15 protein-coding genes are annotated in these 18,637 nt (G+C 63.3%); 11 read left to right on the top strand and 4 right to left on the bottom strand.

All coding sequences use genetic code 11. The features are described from left to right. Window positions 1–43: 43 nt before the first annotated feature. From xdhA to K3758_RS03550, 11 genes are all read left to right on the top strand, one after another. Window positions 44–1,435, top strand: a complete 1,392-nt coding sequence (gene xdhA, locus K3758_RS03600; RefSeq protein WP_259947707.1) for a xanthine dehydrogenase small subunit — start codon at window positions 44–46, stop codon at window positions 1,433–1,435. Beyond that, window positions 1,432–3,846 carry a xanthine dehydrogenase molybdopterin binding subunit gene (xdhB, locus tag K3758_RS03595; RefSeq protein WP_259947705.1) on the top strand — a complete coding sequence of 805 codons (2,415 nt, stop codon included), beginning with the start codon at window positions 1,432–1,434 and terminating at the stop codon, window positions 3,844–3,846. The genes xdhA and xdhB overlap by 4 nt, the downstream gene beginning before the upstream one ends. Next, complete coding sequence (gene xdhC / locus K3758_RS03590; protein ID WP_259947703.1) at window positions 3,843–4,601, top strand: xanthine dehydrogenase accessory protein XdhC; 759 nt, start codon at window positions 3,843–3,845, stop codon at window positions 4,599–4,601. The genes xdhB and xdhC overlap by 4 nt, the downstream gene beginning before the upstream one ends. Next, window positions 4,598–6,115, top strand: coding sequence for an ABC transporter ATP-binding protein (locus K3758_RS03585; protein WP_259947700.1), 1,518 nt, complete (start codon window positions 4,598–4,600; stop codon window positions 6,113–6,115). The genes xdhC and K3758_RS03585 overlap by 4 nt, the downstream gene beginning before the upstream one ends. Window positions 6,116–6,157: 42 nt before the next feature. Next, window positions 6,158–7,240, top strand: a complete 1,083-nt coding sequence (locus K3758_RS03580; RefSeq protein ID WP_259947698.1) for an ABC transporter permease — start codon at window positions 6,158–6,160, stop codon at window positions 7,238–7,240. Further along, entirely contained in the window at window positions 7,240–8,160 is a 921-nt protein-coding gene (locus K3758_RS03575) for an ABC transporter permease (RefSeq protein WP_007117877.1), read from the top strand. The genes K3758_RS03580 and K3758_RS03575 overlap by 1 nt, the downstream gene beginning before the upstream one ends. Before the next feature lie 72 nt (window positions 8,161–8,232). Then, window positions 8,233–9,306 (top strand): BMP family ABC transporter substrate-binding protein, encoded by a 1,074-nt coding sequence (locus K3758_RS03570; protein ID WP_259947696.1) that lies wholly within the window; start codon window positions 8,233–8,235, stop codon window positions 9,304–9,306. Window positions 9,307–9,421: 115 nt separating this feature from the next. After that, window positions 9,422–10,039, top strand: coding sequence for a glutathione S-transferase family protein (locus K3758_RS03565; RefSeq protein ID WP_259947694.1), 618 nt, complete (start codon window positions 9,422–9,424; stop codon window positions 10,037–10,039). 65 nt (window positions 10,040–10,104) lie between these two features. After that, window positions 10,105–11,043 (top strand): aldo/keto reductase, encoded by a 939-nt coding sequence (locus tag K3758_RS03560; protein ID WP_259947692.1) that lies wholly within the window; start codon window positions 10,105–10,107, stop codon window positions 11,041–11,043. After that, on the top strand, window positions 11,040–11,693 hold the full coding sequence (locus tag K3758_RS03555) for a class I SAM-dependent methyltransferase (RefSeq protein ID WP_259947690.1): 654 nt from the start codon (window positions 11,040–11,042) through the stop codon (window positions 11,691–11,693). The genes K3758_RS03560 and K3758_RS03555 overlap by 4 nt, the downstream gene beginning before the upstream one ends. Then, a complete protein-coding gene (locus K3758_RS03550) occupies window positions 11,690–12,478 on the top strand; it encodes a glycoside hydrolase family 25 protein (RefSeq protein ID WP_259947687.1) in 789 nt (262 codons plus the stop codon). The genes K3758_RS03555 and K3758_RS03550 overlap by 4 nt, the downstream gene beginning before the upstream one ends. Before the next feature lie 90 nt (window positions 12,479–12,568). Here K3758_RS03550 and K3758_RS03545 read toward each other — a convergent pair whose 3' ends face one another. The 4 genes from K3758_RS03545 to K3758_RS03530 form a co-directional block, all read right to left on the bottom strand. Then, a complete protein-coding gene (locus K3758_RS03545) occupies window positions 12,569–13,300 on the bottom strand; it encodes a hypothetical protein (protein WP_259947685.1) in 732 nt (243 codons plus the stop codon). 11 nt (window positions 13,301–13,311) lie between these two features. Next, window positions 13,312–15,804: an FAD-dependent oxidoreductase gene (locus K3758_RS03540; RefSeq protein WP_259947683.1), complete on the bottom strand. Its 2,493-nt coding sequence runs from the start codon at window positions 15,802–15,804 to the stop codon at window positions 13,312–13,314. A 212-nt stretch (window positions 15,805–16,016) separates the two neighbouring features. Next, entirely contained in the window at window positions 16,017–17,420 is a 1,404-nt protein-coding gene (locus tag K3758_RS03535) for an FAD-binding oxidoreductase (RefSeq protein ID WP_259947681.1), read from the bottom strand. A 100-nt stretch (window positions 17,421–17,520) separates the two neighbouring features. Beyond that, window positions 17,521–18,507 (bottom strand): D-glycerate dehydrogenase, encoded by a 987-nt coding sequence (locus K3758_RS03530; RefSeq protein WP_259947679.1) that lies wholly within the window; start codon window positions 18,505–18,507, stop codon window positions 17,521–17,523. Window positions 18,508–18,637: the final 130 nt, after the last annotated feature.

Genomic DNA, 18,637 nt, shown 5'->3' with positions numbered 1-18,637 from the left:
CGCAACGATATGGGCCACTTTGTACCGCGGCGGATGAGAACCAATGGACATCACTTTTCTTCTCAATGGAGAAGTCGTGTCACTCTCCAACGTGTCCCCGACCACCACCCTGCTCGACTGGCTGCGCGAAGAGCGTGGCCTGACCGGCACCAAAGAGGGCTGTAACGAGGGCGACTGCGGAGCCTGTTCGGTGATGATCACCGATGAAAACGGCAGCCGTGCGCTCAATGGCTGTATCCTGTTTCTGCCGCAGGTGAACGGCAAGGCCGTCACCACGGTCGAGGGCATGGCGAGCGCCGATGGCACGCTGCACCCGGTTCAAGAGACGATGATAGAGCATCACGGCAGCCAATGCGGGTTCTGCACGCCGGGCTTCGTGGTGTCGATGGCCACGGCGCATCTCAATGGGGCGACGGATCATGACGTGCAACTGGCTGGCAACCTTTGCCGCTGCACCGGCTACGCCCCGATTATCCGCGCGGCCGAGGCCGCCGCAGGCGCGCCGGTGCCCGCCCATCTGCGCAGCCTGAAAGACAAGTTGGCGCAGGACATCCCGGCGCCCGCCAAGGCCGAAGGCGCGCCGCATGTGCAGCCCGAAAACAGTGATGCGTTGGCCGCTTGGTATCTCGACAACCCGCAAGCCACGCTGATCGCCGGAGCGACGGACGTGGGTCTTTGGGTCACCAAAGGGTTCCGCGAACTGGGCGCCGTGGCCTTCCTCAACCGCTGCGCCGATCTGCGCGGCATCACCGAGGACGAAACCGGCCTGCGGATCGGTGCAATGACCACGCTGACCGAGGTGGAGGCAAAGCTTGCCCCCCTGCATCCCAGCTTGGGTACCATGCTGCGCCGCTATGGCTCTACGCAGGTGCGCAACGCGGCGACCTTGGGTGGCAATATCGCCAATGGCTCGCCCATCGGGGACGGTCCGCCCGCGCTGATTGCGCTTGGCGCCACGCTGCATCTGCGCCGGGGCGACAGCCGTCGCGAGATCGCGTTGGAAGACTTCTTCCTCGACTACGGCAAGCAAGACCGCGCGCCGGGCGAATTCGTCGAAGCCATCCTCATCCCCCGCCAACATGACACCCTGCGCTGCTACAAACTGTCGAAACGCTTCGATCAAGATATCTCGGCGGTTTGCGGCTGTATTTCGATCACCGGCAATGGCACCGAAATCCTCACCGCGCGCATCGCCTTTGGCGGCATGGCGGCAACACCGAAACGCGCTGCTGCGGCTGAGGCGGCGCTGGTCGGCCAACCGTGGAGCGAAGACACCATCCGCAAGGCGATGGCAGCGATGACCGACGATTTCACCCCGCTCTCGGACATGCGCGCCTCTGCCAGCTACCGGATGGAGGCGGCGCAAAACATGCTGCTGCGCTATTTCCATGACGCCAACGGTCAAGCCACCAACCTGCAGGAGGTCTCGGCATGAGCGTTGCAAAGCCCCTTCCCCATGACGCCGCGAAGCTCCATGTCACCGGTGCCGCGCGCTATGTCGACGACATCCCCACCGCACGCGGCACGCTGCATCTGGCCTTTGGCCTCAGCCCCGTCGCGGCGGGCGAATTGACGGCGCTTGACCTCGACGCCGTGCGGTCTGCGCCCGGCGTGGTCAAAGTGCTGACTGCCGATGATCTCGTCCATGACTGCGACACCTCACCGTCGAACCATGACGAGCCGCTTTTGGCGACGGGCGAAATCCATTTCGCGGGCCAACCGCTCTATCTGGTCGTGGCCACCAGCCACCTCGCTGCCCGTCGCGCCGCGCAACTGGGCAAGCCACAGATCACCCCGCGTGATCCAATTTTGACCGTTGAGCAGGCGCTCGCCGCCGACAGCCGGTTCGAAGATGGCCCCCGCATCTACCAGAAGGGCGATGCCGAGGCGGCGCTCTCCAAGGCCAGCCGCCGCCTTTCGGGCCAGATTGAAATGGGCGGGCAGGAGCATTTCTATCTTGAAGGTCAGGCCGCCATGGCCCTGCCGCAGGACAATGGCGACATGCTGGTGCATTCCTCGACCCAGCACCCGACCGAAATTCAGCACAAAGTGGCCCATGCCATCGGCCGCCCAATGCATGCCGTGCGGGTCGAGACCCGGCGCATGGGCGGCGGCTTCGGCGGCAAGGAAAGCCAAGGCAACGCGCTGGCGATTGCCTGTTCTGTCGCCGCATCTCTGACCGGCAAACCCTGCAAAATGCGCTATGACCGCGATGACGATATGATCATCACCGGCAAGCGGCATGATTTCCGCATCGCTTACGACGCAGGCTTTGACGAGACGGGCCGCATCACCGCGCTGGACGTGACCCATTACACCCGCTGCGGCTGGTCGATGGACCTCAGCCTGCCCGTGGCCGACCGCGCCATGCTGCATGCCGACAACGCTTACCATTTGCACGACATCCGCATCACCTCGCACCGCTTGCGCACCAATACCGCCAGCGCCACGGCGTTTCGCGGTTTTGGTGGGCCGCAAGGGGTCGTCGGCATCGAGCGGGTCATGGACCATATCGCTCATGAACTGGGCCTCGACCCGCTCGCCGTGCGCCGGGCGAATTACTACACCGACCACGCCCACCGCCCGACCGAGGTGGAGGCCACCGGCACCGCCATCGACAACCGCACCCCGCCGGATGCAGAGGTCGATCTCTCCTCTCGCGGCGCGCCCCCTGCGCCGACAGCCAAGGCTGCGATCCCTGAAACCCCGTCGGACGTGCAGACCACGCCCTATCAGCAGCCGGTCACCGACTGTATCATCAACGCACTGACCGACCGACTGGTCGAGAGTGCCGACTACAACGCCCGCCGCGACGCCATCGCCGAATGGAACGCCGCAAACCCGCTGCTGAAACGCGGCATCGCCATCACCCCGGTTAAATTCGGCATCTCCTTCACGCTCACCCACCTCAACCAAGCGGGCGCGCTGGTGCATGTCTATCAGGATGGCTCGATCCACCTGAACCATGGCGGGACCGAGATGGGGCAAGGGCTGTTCCAGAAGGTTGCGCAAGTCGCCGCGTCGCGCTTTGGCGTCTCGCCCGAGGTGGTCAAGATTACAGCCACCGATACCGCCAAAGTGCCCAACACCTCGGCAACGGCGGCGTCTTCCGGGTCAGACCTCAACGGGATGGCCGCACAAAACGCCTGTGACACGATCCGCGACCGCATGGCGGCGCATCTAGCCGAACGCTACCAGACCACGCCGGATCAGGTACGTTTCGCCGACGGCATGGTGCAGATCGCGGGCGAAGAGATCACCTTTGCCGCTGCCGCCGCTTCGGCCTATGAAAACCGCGTCAGCCTGTCGGCCACGGGATTCTACAAAACGCCCGACATCGAATGGGACCGCATCGCCGGGCGCGGGCGGCCATTCTACTACTTCGCCTATGGTGCCGCCTGCACCGAAGTGGTGATCGACACGCTGACCGGCGAAAACCGCATCCTGCGCGCAGACCTTTTGCATGACGCGGGCGCCTCGCTGAACCCCGCGCTGGACATTGGTCAGATTGAGGGTGCCTACGTTCAAGGCGCGGGCTGGCTCACGACCGAGGAACTGGTCTGGGACGAGACCGGCACCCTGCGCACCCACGCGCCATCGACCTACAAGATCCCCGCCTGCTCCGACCGGCCGCCCGTGTTCAACGTGAAACTCTGGGACCAGCCAAACCCGGCGCAGACGGTCTACCGCTCCAAGGCCGTGGGCGAGCCGCCCTTCATGCTGGGCATCTCGGCCTTCATGGCGCTGTCGGATGCGGTCGCGGCCAGCGGAGACAACTACGGCGACCTGCAAGCGCCCGCCACCGCCGAGGCCGTCCTTGCCGCCGTCGGACGGACACGGAAATGACCGCAGTCTACGTCGAGGTCACCGCCACGCGCGGATCGGCCCCGCGCGATGCGGGCACGGCGATGAAGGTCACGTCGGACAGTATCGACGGCACCATCGGCGGCGGCGCGTTGGAGCATCAGGCCATTGCCCATGCCCGCCGCCTGCTGGCCGAAGGGCGGTATGAAGACAATCAGACCCTACCGCTCGGCCCCGGTCTTGGCCAATGCTGCGGCGGCGCGGTGAGCCTGCGCTACACCGCAGCTCCGCGCCCGCTCGACAATCCCACGCCGCTGCCGCTGGACGCCACAGGGCATAGCGATGTACCTCTCTGGCTCTGGGGCGCGGGGCACGTGGGCCGCGCGGTGGTGGCCGCCTGCCCAACCAACGCTTTTGCCATCACATGGATCGACAGCGCGGCGGACCGTTTCCCCAAAGACGTGCCGCTCCATGTGACCGCAACGCCCACCGCCGATATGCCGCGCCTTGCCGCACACGCGCCGCAAAACGCGCACCACCTGATCTTTACCTATTCGCATGACATCGACCTCGCCCTCTGCGCTGCCCTGCTTAAACGCGGGGCAGAGAGTGTCGGCTTGATCGGCTCTGACACAAAAAAGTCACGGTTTTCCCGCCGCTTGCGCGACATGGGGCTGGATCCCTCTGGCATCATCTGCCCTATTGGCGATAAGTCGCTGGGCAAGCTGCCCGCCCAGATTGCACATGGTGCGTTGATCTCTCTCATCGCCCGGACCCAGACAAAGGTTTCCGCATGACTGACAAACTTCTCGACCTCTCTGGGTTGACCAAGGCCTACCCCGGCGTCGTCGCGAACGATGACGTGTCCCTGCGGATCGCGCCGGGTGAGGTTCACGCCCTGCTGGGCGAGAATGGCGCGGGCAAATCGACATTGGTCAAAATGATCTACGGGCTGGTCAAACCTGACGCGGGTCAGATGCAGATGCGGGGCGAGAACTTTGCCCCCACCGATCCCCATGCGGCACGACAGGCGGGCGTCGGCATGGTGTTTCAACATTTCTCGCTTTTCGATGCGCTCAGCGTGGCAGAGAACATCGCCCTCGGCATGGAAAACCCGCCGCGCATGCGTGAGCTGAGCCAGCAAATCCGCGATGTCTCAGACACCTATGGCCTGCCGCTTGCGCCGGATCGCATCGTCGGCGATCTGTCGGCTGGGGAGCGTCAGCGGGTCGAGATCATCCGCTGCCTGCTGCAAGAGCCGAAGCTGTTGATCATGGACGAGCCGACATCGGTTCTGACCCCGCAAGAGGTTGAAATCCTGTTCAAAACCCTGCGCAAACTCAGCGCTGAGGGCACCGCGATCCTTTATATCTCGCACAAACTCGAAGAGATCCGCAGCCTGTGCGACAGCGCGACGATCCTGCGGTTGGGCAAGGTCGTCGGCCATTGCACCCCGCGCGAGACCTCGGCGCGCGACATGGCAGAGATGATGGTCGGCTCGGCGTTGAAAACGCCCACGCGCGACAGCAAGGCGCCGGGCGAAGTGACGCTGACGCTCAACAAACTCTCGGCGCGATCGCCCCATGCTTTCGGCATGCCGCTGCGCGAAATCTCGGTTGAGGTGCGGCGTGGTGAGGTGCTGGGCATCGGCGGCGTTGCGGGCAATGGGCAGGACGAATTGCTCAACGCGCTTTCGGGTGAAACGCTGGTCGGCGCGGGCATGATCACCTTTGACGGGCGCGATATTGGCCTTCTTGGCCCCACCGCCCGCCGCGCGCTTGGCGTGTTGACCGCGCCCGAAGAGCGGCTTGGCCATGCTGCCGTGCCGGATATGTCGCTGACCGAAAACGCCATGCTGACCGGTGCCGCCCGCGAAGGGCTGGAGCGCGGCGGCATGCTCGACTGGGGCAAGGCGCGTACCTTTGCCGAGAAGATCATCAAGACATTCGACGTGCGCACCCCCGGCCCCGGCAATGCGGCGCGCTCGCTCTCGGGTGGGAACCTGCAAAAGTTCGTCATTGGCCGCGAGGTGTTGCAACGGCCCGAGCTGCTGGTGGTGAACCAGCCGACTTGGGGTGTTGATGCCTCTGCCGCCGCCGCGATCCGGCAGGCGCTTCTGGACCTCGCTTCGGGCGGCACCGCTGTCATCGTCATCAGCCAAGACCTTGATGAGTTGATGGGGATTTCCGACAATTTCGCCGCCCTGAACGAGGGCCGCCTGTCGCCGACGCGCCCCGCGCAGGGGCTGACGGTCGAAGAGATTGGCCTGATGATGGGTGGCGCGCATGGCATGGAGGTGGCGCATGTTTGACGCAGCCTCCGCAACTTTCACTCTGACCATTGGGGGTGATCTGTGATCCGCCTTGAAAAGCGTCCGCAGCCCAGCCGGGCCCTTTCCCTGTCGACGCCGATCATGGCGGTGCTGGCGACATTCGTTTTTGGCGGGCTCTTGTTCGCCGTGCTGGGCAAAGACCCGGTGGAAGCCCTTCAGACAATTTTCTGGCAGCCGCTCTTTGGCGAATATGCCTTTTACTACCGCCCGCAATTGCTGATCAAAGGGGCACCCTTGGTGCTGATCGCCATCGGCCTCAGCCTTGGATTCAAAGCGGGCATCTGGAACATCGGGGCCGAGGGGCAGTACATCATGGGCGCCATCTTTGGTGCCGCGATGGGGCTGGCGTTCTACCCCGCAGAGGGCTGGTACATCTTCCCGCTGATGGTGCTCGCGGGTGCCTTTGGCGGTTGGCTTTGGGCGATGATCCCCGCCCTTTTGAAGGTGCGCTTTGGCACCAATGAAATCCTCGTCTCGCTGATGCTGGTCTATGTGGCCGAGCAATTCCTTGCTTCTATGTCATTGGGTTTGCTGAAGAACCCCGAAGGCTATGGTTTTCCCGGCTCGCGCAACCTGCAACAATATGCGCCCGCGCATAACGCCGAGCTTTTCGCGGGGTCCGGCATGCATTGGGGCGTGGTCGCGGCCCTCATCGCGGTGATATTCGCCTACGTCCTACTCGCCAAACACCGGTTGGGCTTTGCCATCCGCGTGACAGGCGAAGCACCCCGTGCCGCGCGATTTTCCGGCGTGAACCCGGCGCGGCTGGTGCTGTTTTGCCTTGGAACTTCGGGCCTTTTGGCCGGGCTTGCGGGGATGTTCGAAGTCTCCGGCCCCTCGGGTCAGATCACCATCGACTTTAACGTGGGCTATGGGTTCACCGCGATCATCGTGGCCTTCCTTGGCCGTTTGCATCCCATCGGCATCCTGCTCGCGGGCGGGCTGATGGCACTGACGTATATTGGCGGTGACATCGCGCAGTCCAACCTCGGCCTGCCCGCCGCTGCGATCCAAGTGTTCCAAGGGATGCTCCTGTTCTTCCTGCTCGCATTGGACGTTTTCACACATTACCGGCTGCGTCTTGGCGCGGCGGAGGCTGCCTGATGGATCTCTCTGCAATCAACCCGCTCTTGTTTGTCGCAGGCTTCCTTGTCGCGGCCACACCGCTGATTTTTGCCGCCATCGGTGAACTGGTGGTCGAGAAATCCGGCGTGCTGAACCTCGGTGTCGAAGGCATGATGATCACCGGCGCGATCTGCGGCTTTGCCACGGCGGTCGAGACCGGCTCGCCCCTCTTGGGTTTTGCCGCCGCGGCCGTCGGGGGCGCGGCCCTCAGCCTGCTCTTTGCCTTCCTCACCCAAGTCACTTTAGCGAACCAAGTCGCCTCGGGCCTCTCGCTGACGCTCTTCGGCCTCGGCCTCTCGGCGCTGATCGGGCAAAGCTACGTCGGGATCAAACCGCCACGGCTGGGCGATATCGATTTCGGCCCGCTGGCCGACATCCCGGTGATCGGGCCGATCCTGTTCACCCATGACATCATTCTCTATCTGGGCATCGCGCTGGTGGCAGGCGTCTGGGCGGTGCTGAAATTCACCCGCGCCGGGCTTATCCTGCGTGCCGTGGGCGAAAGCCACGACGCGGCCCATGCGCTTGGCTATAAGGTCAAACGCATCCGCACCGCCGCGATCCTGTTCGGCGGGGCCTGCGCGGGCTTGGGCGGCGCCTACATCAGCCTGATCCGCGTGCCGCAATGGACCGAAGGCATGACCGCGGGCATCGGCTGGATCGCCCTCGCCCTCGTCGTCTTTGCCAGCTGGAAACCATGGCGCGCGCTGCTGGGTGCCTATCTTTTCGGCGGCATCACCCAGTTGCAGTTGAACTTGCAAGGCGCGGGCGTTGCCATACCGGTAGAGTATCTGGCAATGTCGCCGTATATCATCACCATCATCGTTCTGGTGGTGCTGTCGGCGGACAAAAGCGCCGCGCCGGCCTCTCTGGGCCGAACCTTCCACGCCTCAAACTAGGGGCATCACGTCACGCGGCCCTCAAGCCGCACATCAAGCCCCAGCAAGGGGCACGTAAACAGGGGAAACCTTATGAAACTAACCACCCTTATGACCAGCGCGGCACTTGCGCTCGGCCTTGCTTCGGGCGCTGTGGCTCAAGACAAGACCAAGGTCGGCTTTGTCTTTGTTGGCCCCGTGGGCGACGGCGGCTGGACCTACGAGCATAACGAAGGCCGCTTGGCCGTCGAAGAAGAGTTCGGCGATAAGGTCGAGACCGTCTTCGTCGAAAGCGTTGCCGAAGGCCCCGACAGTGAGCGTGTGATGACGCAGATGGCGCTCGACGGTGCTGACCTGATCTTCACCACCTCCTTTGGCTATATGGACCCCACGATCAACGTCGCCAAGAAATTCCCGGATGTGAAGTTTGAGCACGCCACCGGCTACAAACGCGCCGACAACGTCTCGACCTATTCCGCACGTTTCTACGAAGGCCGCGCCATTCAGGGCCACATCGCGGGCTCGATGACCGAGAGCAATATCATCGGCTACATCGGCTCCTTCCCGATCCCCGAAGTCATCCGCGGCATCAACTCTGCCTATATCCACGCCAAGAAAGTGAACCCCGACGTTCAGTTCAAAATCGTCTGGGCCTACACATGGTTTGACCCGGCCAAAGAAGCCGACGCCGCGAAAGTGCTGATCGAACAAGGTGCCGACGTGGTCCTGCAACACACCGATTCCACAGCACCCCAAGCGGCGGCACAGGAAGCGGGCAATGTGATCACCTTCGGTCAAGCCTCCGACATGGCGCAATACGGCCCCAAGCCGCGCGTTTCCTCCATCATTGACGACTGGGCCCCCTACTACATCAAGCGCGTCAAAGCGGTCATGGACGGCACATGGGAATCCACTGATACATGGGACGGCATTGGGCCGGGCATGGTCGGCATTGGCGAGATCTCTGACGCCGTGCCTGCCGACGTGAAAGCCGAAGCGCTGGAAATGAAAGACAAGATCGCATCGGGCGAGTACCACCCCTTCACCGGGCCGATCAACAAGCAAGACGGCTCCGCTTGGCTGGCCGAAGGCGAGACCGCCGATGACGGCACGCTCGCGGGCATGAACTTCTATGTCGAAGGCATCGAAGGCACCATCCCGCAATAAGCCGAACCGGCTGACAGATGACAGGGGCGTGCGGGCAACCGTGCGCCCCTTTTCCATTGCGGCCCGCGCCGGGGTTGTTAGGCTCGCCCTTCCCTCTTTGTGAAAGGCGCTTGCCATGATCACCGTGCACCACCTCAACCGCTCCCGCTCACAGCGCATCCTTTGGCTGCTGGAGGAGTTGGACCAGCCCTATGACGTCATCCGCTATCAGCGCGATGCCAAAACCAACCTCGCCCCGCCCGAGTTGAAACTGGTGCACCCACTGGGCAAATCCCCGATGATCGAGATTGACGGCCAGTTGGTTGTCGAAAGCGCCGCCATCGTCGATCTACTCTGCACCCGCTTCGCCCCCGAAATGATCCCCGAGCGCGACACCCCCGCCTTCCTGCGCCATATGGAGTTGATGCATTTCGCCGAAGGCTCTGCCATGACGCCGATCCTGCTCAACCTCTATGTCTCGCGCTTGGGCGATGCCGCCGCGCCCCTACATCCGCGTATCAGTTCAGAGTTGGACAACCACTACAGCTATATGAACAGCCTCGTGCGCCCCTCCGGCCACTTCGTGCAAGATACGCTGTCGGCAGCCGACATCATGCTGAGCTTCCCCGCCGAGGTTGCCATGCGCCAAGGCCGGGCTGCGGATTATCCGGCACTCAAAGGCTTCATCGAGACGATCCAAAACCGCCCCGCCTACCAACGCGCCCTGGAAAAGGGCGAGTCGCAGAACGCCTAGCGCCCCACCGCCTGCCCCGCGCCAAGCCCATTGCGCGCGGGCAGCGCCCATGCCACCAATCGTGCATGAACCAGATGCTCACCAGCCTTGACGGCACCCCCGCCAGCCGCCTCGCCTTCGGCACCATGCAGTTTGGCGGCCGTGCCGATGCGGCGGCCTCCCGCGCGATGTTCGACGCCTGTATCGAGGCGGGGATCACCCATTTCGACACGGCGCATGTCTATACCGACGGGGCCTCTGAAACACTGCTGGGTCAGTTCGTGCAAGACCGCCGCGACAGCCTGATCGTGGCCACCAAAGCCGCCTATATCGGCGGCGCAGGGCGCGCCAATATCCTCGCCTCTGCCGAGACGTCGCGCCAACGAATGCAGCTCGATACGCTCGACGTGCTCTACCTGCACCGTTTCGACCCCGACACACCGCTGACCGAAAGCTTCGCCGCGCTGGCCGAGTTGAAAGATCAGGGCCACATCCGCCAAGTGGGCCTGTCCAACTTCGCCGCATGGCAGGTCGTCAAAGCGGCCCATATCGCCGCCGACTTCGGCCTAGAGATCGCCGTGATCCAACCGATGTACAACCTCGTCAAACGCCAAGCCGAGGTAGAGATCCTCCCCATGGCCCATGACCTCGACATTCTCGTCGCGCCCTACTCCCCTCTGGGCGGCGGGCTGCTCACCGGGAAATATGCCACCGGAGGCACAGGTCGCCTCAGCGAAGATGACCGCTATGCTGCCCGCTACGGACAAGAGGTGATGCACGGCGCCGCTGCCGGCCTTGCCGCCCTCGCCCGCGATCTGGGCACCCATCCTGCGACCCTCGCAGTGGCTTGGGCGGCGGCACATCCAACGGCACCAACACCGATCATTTCCGCCCGCTCTCTGGCACAGCTTGAACCGTCACTGGCCGCGATGACCTATCAGATGACACCGCAAACCTACGCCGCCATCGCCGCGCTCTCGCCCACACCGCCCCCGGCCACCGACCGACTAGAAGAGCAATCATGAGCCGACTGCCCCCGAGTGCCAGCGTCGCCGAAGACGCAGGCGGCGACCGTCTTTTCGCCCCAGCCGCCGCACGCAATCTCGACGCGCTTTGCGATCTGCTGGCAACCCACGCTCCACAAAAAGGCCGCGCGCTGGAAATCGCCAGCGGCACCGGCCAGCATGTGGTCGGCTTTGCCAAACGCTTGCCGGGCCTCACATGGCTGCCCAGCGACATCGACACCGCCCGCCGCGCCAGTATCAACGCCCACGCGGCCGAGGCCGCCCTGCCCAATATCGCCCCGGCCCTGCCACTCGACGCGACCCAGCCCGGCTGGGCGGGCGAACATGGCCCCTTCGATCTGATCCTGCTGGTCAACCTGCTGCACCTGATCTCAACCCCGGCCACGCGAACCCTCATCACCGAAGCCGCCGCCGCCCTCGCCCCCGGCGGCACGCTGGTCCTCTACGGCCCCTTCAAACGCGCCGGCCAAACCACCTCCCCCGGCGACACCCGCTTTGACGCCGAACTGCGCGCCGCCGATCCCACGATCGGCTACAAAGACAACATCGACATGGCCCGCTGGCTTAGCGATGCGGGCCTGAGCCCGATCGACGAAGTGGACATGCCCGCCAACAACCTCGCATTCATCGCCAGAAAGCCCCGCCCATGATCCTCCGCCGCGCCTTGATCCTGTCGCTCCTTGCCCTCGCCGCCTGTGGCAGCCCAAGCACCCCGCCCCCCGCCGATCCCGGCACGCTCTTCCCGGCGCGTTTCGGCGACAGCGACCCGGTGGATTTCAACGGCCGCACACCGCAATCCTTCCCCGTCCACGGGATTGACGTGGCCCGCTTTCAAAACGACATCGACTGGAACACCGCCCGCAGAAACGGCGTGAACTTCGCCTTCATCAAAGCCACCGAGGGGGGCGACCTCAAAGACATTAACTTCGACACACATTGGCAAGGCGCAGGCCAAGCCGCCGTCAAACGCGGCGCCTACCACTTCTACTACTTCTGCACCTCGCCCGAGGATCAGGCCCGCTGGTTCATCCGCAACGTGCCGCGCACCCCCGGCATGCTGCCCCCGGTGCTCGACATGGAATGGAACCCGTTTTCCCCCACCTGCGCCCACATCCGCCCGCCTGCATCCGAAGTCCGCGACCAAATGCGCCGCTGGCTCGCCGTGGTAGAGCGTCACTACGGCCAGCGCCCGGTCATCTACACAACACCGAAATTCTACCGCGAAAATGGCCTATCTGGCTTTAACGGCTATGACTTCTGGCTGCGCACCACTGCCAAAACCCCCGCCGAGGCCTACCCCAGCCAAACTTGGCGCTTCTGGCAATATAGCGCCACTGGCATCGTCCCCGGCATCGGCGGGGACGTAGACCTCAACGCCTTCTCCGGCAGCAGCGCCCAATGGCAAAACTGGGTCGCCACCCGCGCCGCACGCTAAACGCCAAAGGGGGGCGCACCTCCCCCCTTTCATCCTTTCTTAAATACCGCTGCGCCACCTCAGCCCCGCGCGCGCCGCTTGCAGCCGCACTCAATCCCGCGCGTAATGACGCGCCACGACAAACAGCCCGCCCACCAGCAAAAGCGGCAGCAAGAATATCCGAAACACATGCACGCCCAGCACCGCCAACAGCGCGCCAATCAACTCATCCGCCCGGCTCCAAAGGTTGCTGGCAAGCTGCCGATACTCCGTCAGCCCCGGCTCTTCCTCACCCAAAGCCTCGCTGCCACCGACACGGGCGGTGATCTCCTCGATCACCTCCATATTGCGGTCATAGACCCCCTCGGTCAGCGTCCCGGCCAGCGGCTCCGACACCACCAAAGCCAGCGGCAGCGCAAGCCCCAGAAACCCACCGTACCAAGCCAAACGCCGGGGCAGCCCCCCATGCCCACGCTTGCTCAAGGCCCATATCCCAAGCGCGAGGCCCAGCAACCCCAAGCCAATCGCGCTCACCGGGCCAAGCGCCACCGCGATCACCCCGGTGGCCACCATCACGCCGAAAACCAACCCCGCGATCCGCTCAACCGTGTCGTCAATCGGTTCCAACACCTTCAAAGGTCGCGCCGACCCCGAAGCGATGAAGGACAGCCCCACCTCAATCTCCTGCGCGGTCGACAAAAAGGCATTCAACGTGCGCAGCGTGACATAAGACGCCGCCGCAGTGGTCGCCACATCCGCGGCATAGCCCTGCGCCGCGCTGACAACCGGATTGTCCCGCAACAGCGCCGCCGTCAGCGCCAGCACACAGAAAAAAGCAAGCAACCCCCGCCGGATCAACCGTCCGCCCGGATGCGCTGGTTCTTCGGATCATAGGGACTGTCTTCGACCACCTCGGCCTCCCACAATTGATCAAGCATCTTTACCTTCAGCTTCGTGCCTACCACCGCGTCTTGCAGTTGCACATAGCCCATGCCGATGCTCTTGCCGAATGCGACCGAATAGCCACCCGAGGTCAGCCGCCCGGTGCGCCGCGCACCATTGTAAAGCACCTCACGCCCCCAAGGGTCCGCATCCTCTGGCCCGTCGATCAGCACCGTCACGCATTTCACGCGAATGCCGTGATCGAGCATCGCCTGCTTCCCGTGAAACTCCTTGCTGAGGTCCACAAAACGCGGCAAATCCGCTTCCAACGGCGTCGCATCCCGGCCCAACTCATTGCCAAAGGCGCGATAGCTCTTCTCTTGCCTCAGCCAATTCTGCGCCCGCGCGCCGACCAGCTTCATGCCATGCGGCTTGCCGGCCTTCTCCAGCGCGTCAAACAGATGGTTCTGCATCTCAATCGGATGATGCAACTCCCAACCGAGCTCCCCGGTATAGGCCACCCGGATCGCCCGCACCGGCACCATCCCCAGCTCGATGTTGCGCATGGTCAGCCAGGGGAACCGCTTGTTGCTCAGCACCGTGTCGGGCTCCGCATCGCGCACCAAATCCCGCAGCACATCACGCGACTTTGGCCCAGCAATCGCAAAAACACCCCACTGCGTGGTCACGTCATGACATTCGACATAACCCACCTCGGGCATCTTATCGGCAATCGCCTTGCGCAGGTAATCGCTGTCATAGGCGCTCCACGCGCCCGCCGAGACAAGGTAATATTCGTCCTGCGCCAGCCGCACGATGGTATATTCCGTCCGCGTCGTCCCTGCCCCCGTCAGCGCATAGGTCAGGTTAATCCGCCCTACCGACGGCAGCTTGTTGCAGGTGAACCAATCCAAGAAAGCCGTCGCCCCCGGCCCGCGCACCAAATGTTTGGTAAAGGCCGTGGCGTCGATCAGCCCAACCCCCTCACGAATAGCCCGCGCCTCCTCCACCGCGTGCTGCCACCAGCCCCCGCGCCGAAAGGACCGGCTGTCATGGTCGCTAAACCCCTCCGGCGCGTAATAATTCGGCCGCTCCCAACCATTCACCTGCCCAAACTGCGCCCCCCGCGCCGCCTGCCGGTCATAGGCCGGAGAGGTCCGCAGCGGCCGACACGCAGGACGCTCCTCATCCGGATGGTGCAGGATATAAACGTGGTCGTAAGCCTCTTCATTCTTCCGCGCGGCATATTCCGTGGTCATCCAATCGCCGTAGCGCTTGGGATCAAGGCTCGCCATGTCGATCTCGGCCTCGCCCTCAACCATCATCTGCGCCAGATAATAGCCGGTGCCGCCCGCCGCCGTGATCCCAAAGGAAAACCCTTCCGCCAGCCACATATTGCTCAGCCCCGGCGCTGGCCCCACCAGCGGATTACCATCAGGCGTGTAACAAATCGGCCCGTTGAAATCGTCCTTCAACCCGCAATCCTCAGCCGAGGGGATACGGTGGTTCATCGCCATATACTGATCTTCGATCCGCTCCAGATCGAGCTGGAACAGATCGGCCCGGAAACTGTCCGGCACCCCATATTCAAACCGCGCCGGGGCGTTCTTCTCATAGACCCCTAGAATCCAGCCGCCGCGTTCCTCACGCACATAGCTTTGCGCATCGGCATCGCGGATCACCGGATGCTCGCCATGCCCCGCCGCGCGGTAATCAACCAGCGCCGGATCGCGGTCCATGACAATGAACTGATGTTCCACGGGAATCGCAGGCATCTTGATCCCCAGCATCCGCGCCGTGCGCTGCGCATGGTTGCCGCTCGCGGTGACCACATGCTCAGCGGTAATGACGATCTGCTCCTCCGACGGCACAAGGTTCCCGCCCTTCTCCACCATCTTCGTGCAGGTCACTTCCCAATGGGTACCATTCCAGTCAAACGCATCCGCCTGCCATTTGCGCTCAATCGCCACGCCCCGCTGCCGCGCCCCCTTGGCCATCGCCATCGTCACATCGGCGGGGTTAATATACCCGTCCGTCTGATGATAAAGCGCGCCCTTCAGGTCCGCCGTCTCAATCAACGGCCACTTCGCCTTGATCTCATCCGGGGTGAGCCATTCATACGGCACGCCACAGGTCTCCGCGGTCGAGGCATAGAGCATATACTCATCCATCCGCGCATCGGTCTGCGCCATCCGCAGATTGCCCACCACGGCAAAACCCGCGTTCAGCCCGGTCTCAGCCTCCAAGGTCTTATAAAACTCGACCGAGTACTGATGGATATGAGTCGTCGCAAAAGACATGTTGAACAACGGCAGCAGCCCCGCCGCATGCCAAGTCGAGCCCGAGGTCAACTCGTCCCGCTCCAACAGCATCACATCATCCCAACCCGCCTTCGCCAGATGATAAGCAATCGACGTGCCAACCGCGCCGCCCCCGACAATCAATGCTTTGACTTGCGTTTTCATCTGCCAATCCCTCTGCCCTAGGCTCACCCCGTTGTACGCAGCAAGGCAAGAGACCGCAGGCACCAGCCGACCCAACATGGCCAAAAACCGACCTTACCCCCTCACCAAACGCGCCAATCCCGCGTCAGAGCACCCCTCCCCCAACTTCATCCTTTTCCAAATACCGTGCACCACATTTCCCGCCGCACAACATCAGGGCAGGCCACCCCATCTCACCCCGGCAAGATCTTCCCCGGGTTCAAAATATTATCCGGATCCAGCGCCGCCTTGAGCGTCGCCATCACATCCACCGCAGCGCCCAATTCCTTGCCCAGATAGGCCCGCTTGCCCTGCCCGATCCCATGTTCGCCGGTGCATGTCCCATCCATGGAGATCGCCAATTCCGCCAACCAACTCACAAACGCCTCGCCCCGCGCCACCTCGTCGGCATCGTCCATGTCGATCAGTAGCGATGCATGGAAGTTCCCGTCGCCTGCGTGGCCCACGATGGGCGCGATGAGCTTCAACTCCTCCGCCCGCGCCTGTGCCGCGACCACGGCATCGGCCAACCGGGAGATCGGCACGCAGACATCCGTCGCCACGGCCTTGCACCCCGGTCGCAGCGCCAGCACTGCCCAATAGCCATCATGCCGCGCCTGCCACAGTTTGTTGCGCTCTTCAGGGGTTGTGGTCGCCGCATAGCCGGTGCCTCTGAATTCCTCGGCCAGCATGCCAAAGGTCTCGGCCTGTTCCACCACGCCCGCTTCAGAGCCGTGGAATTCCAACAACAAAAGCGGGGTTTCAGGCAAGGTCAGCTTGGAATAGGCGTTCACGGCCTTCACCACATCGGCGTCCAAAAGCTCAATCCGGGCCACGGGCAGGCCGTATTGGATCACTGCCATAACGGTCTCACAGGCCGCCTGCACCGTCGGGAAAGAACAGCGCGCCGAGGAGATCGCCTCGGGAATGCCCTGCAAGCGCAAGGTGATCTCAGTGATGATCCCCAGCGTCCCTTCCGAGCCCACCATCAACCGCGTCAAATCATAGCCCGCCGAAGATTTCCGCGCCCGGCCGCCGGTGCGGATCACCCGGCCATCGGCCATCACCACCTCAAGGCTCAGGACATTGTCTTTCATCGTGCCATAGCGCACCGCATTGGTGCCGCTGGCCCGTGTCGCCGTCATCCCTCCGAGCGAGGCATTGGCACCGGGATCAATCGGGAAAAACAGCCCCTGATCGCGCAAATGGGTGTTCAGCGCCTCGCGGGTCACGCCGGGTTGCACCCGGCAGTCCAGATCGCCCGAGTTCACCTCAAGCACCCGGTCCATCTGCATGACATCAATGCAAATCCCGCCCGCCGGGGCGTTCACATGTCCTTCGAGCGAGGTGCCCGTGCCGAAGGCAATCACCGGCACCCGATGCGCGGCACAGATACGCACCGCTTGCGCCACGTCGTCGGTCGAGCGCGCCATGACCACCCCGTCGGGGGCCTGCGTCTCGATCCATGTGGTGGTATGGCCGTGCTGTTCGCGAATGGCTTGGCCGGTCAGCAGATTGGGCCCAAAGGCTTGTGCCAATTCCTTTAGCGCTGCGGCAATGCCCGCCTCGTTGCGCGGCAGTTCTGCGATCTTCGTCAATTTTCATCTCCCAACAGCGTCTGTGCGCCGCAGGAAGGACTGCGGGCGCAACTGCGAAAATACGTTCTCCAATAGCCGCCAGTCCGCCGCCCCTGCGGGCTTACAGCATGGAGGGCACAACCTGATCTGGCGGCCGGTGACCATCGTCAAAGGTTTTGATATTGATCAAGACCTTCTCGCCCATCTCGATCCGGCCTTCGAGCGTGGCCGACCCCATATGCGGCAGCAGCACGACGTTCTTCAACTCGCGCAGACGGGGATTAATCTCCCGCCCATGCTCATAAACATCCAGCCCCGCGCCTTTGATATCGCCAGCGCGCAGCATCCGCGTCAGGGCGTTCTCGTCGATCACCTCCCCGCGCGAGGTGTTCACGATCACAGCGTCGGGCTTCATCAGCCCCAAACGGCGGGCGTTCATCAGATGAAAGGTACTGGGCGTATGCGGGCAGTTGATGCTGATCACATCCATCCGGCTGACCATCTGATCAAGGCTGTCCCAATAGGTCGCCTCCAAAGCGCCTTCGACCTCTTCGCGCAGGCGTTTGCGGTTGTGGTAATGCACCTGCATGCCAAAGGCCCGCGCCCGGCGCGCCACGGCCTGACCGATCCGGCCCATGCCCAAAATGCCCAGACGCCGCCCGCCGACCCGTCCGCCCATCAAGGCCGTCGGCGCCCAGCCATCCCAATTGCCCGATTGCATCACCGCCATGCCTTCAGGCATGCGGCGGGTCACGGCCAAGATCAGCGCCATGGTCATATCGGCGGTATCGTCGGTCAGCACGCCGGGGGTGTTCGACACCAGAACGCCGCGTTGGCGTGCGGTGGCCACATCAATGTGATCAACCCCCGCGCCATAGTTGGCGATCAGTTTCAACCGCTCGCCCGCCTGTGTGATCAGCGGCGCGTCGATTTCATCTGTAATCGTTGGCACCAGCACATCAGCATGACGCATCGCCACGCCCAATTCCTCGCGGGTCATGGGCCTGTCATCCTCGCGTAAAGTCACGTCAAACAGCTCTGACAGCCGTGTTTCCACCGCCTCTGGCAACCGTCGCGTCACTACAACACTCAACCGCTTCTTTGACATGCCTGCTCTCCCGGTCTTGGCGTCGCCTCGTTTCACAGGCATGGTGTCTCATGCAGCGACGAGGCACAAGAACTCGCGCCGGAAAAAGAGCAACAATAAACCGCAGATTTGCACAGCACCGACCCACAGC

Origin of the sequence: Sulfitobacter sp. W002, assembly GCF_025142135.1 — a bacterium.
Taxonomy (GTDB): domain Bacteria; phylum Pseudomonadota; class Alphaproteobacteria; order Rhodobacterales; family Rhodobacteraceae; genus Sulfitobacter; species Sulfitobacter profundi.
Note: the sequence above shows the minus strand (reverse complement) of the source record. Positions and strands in the feature narration are given on the sequence as shown.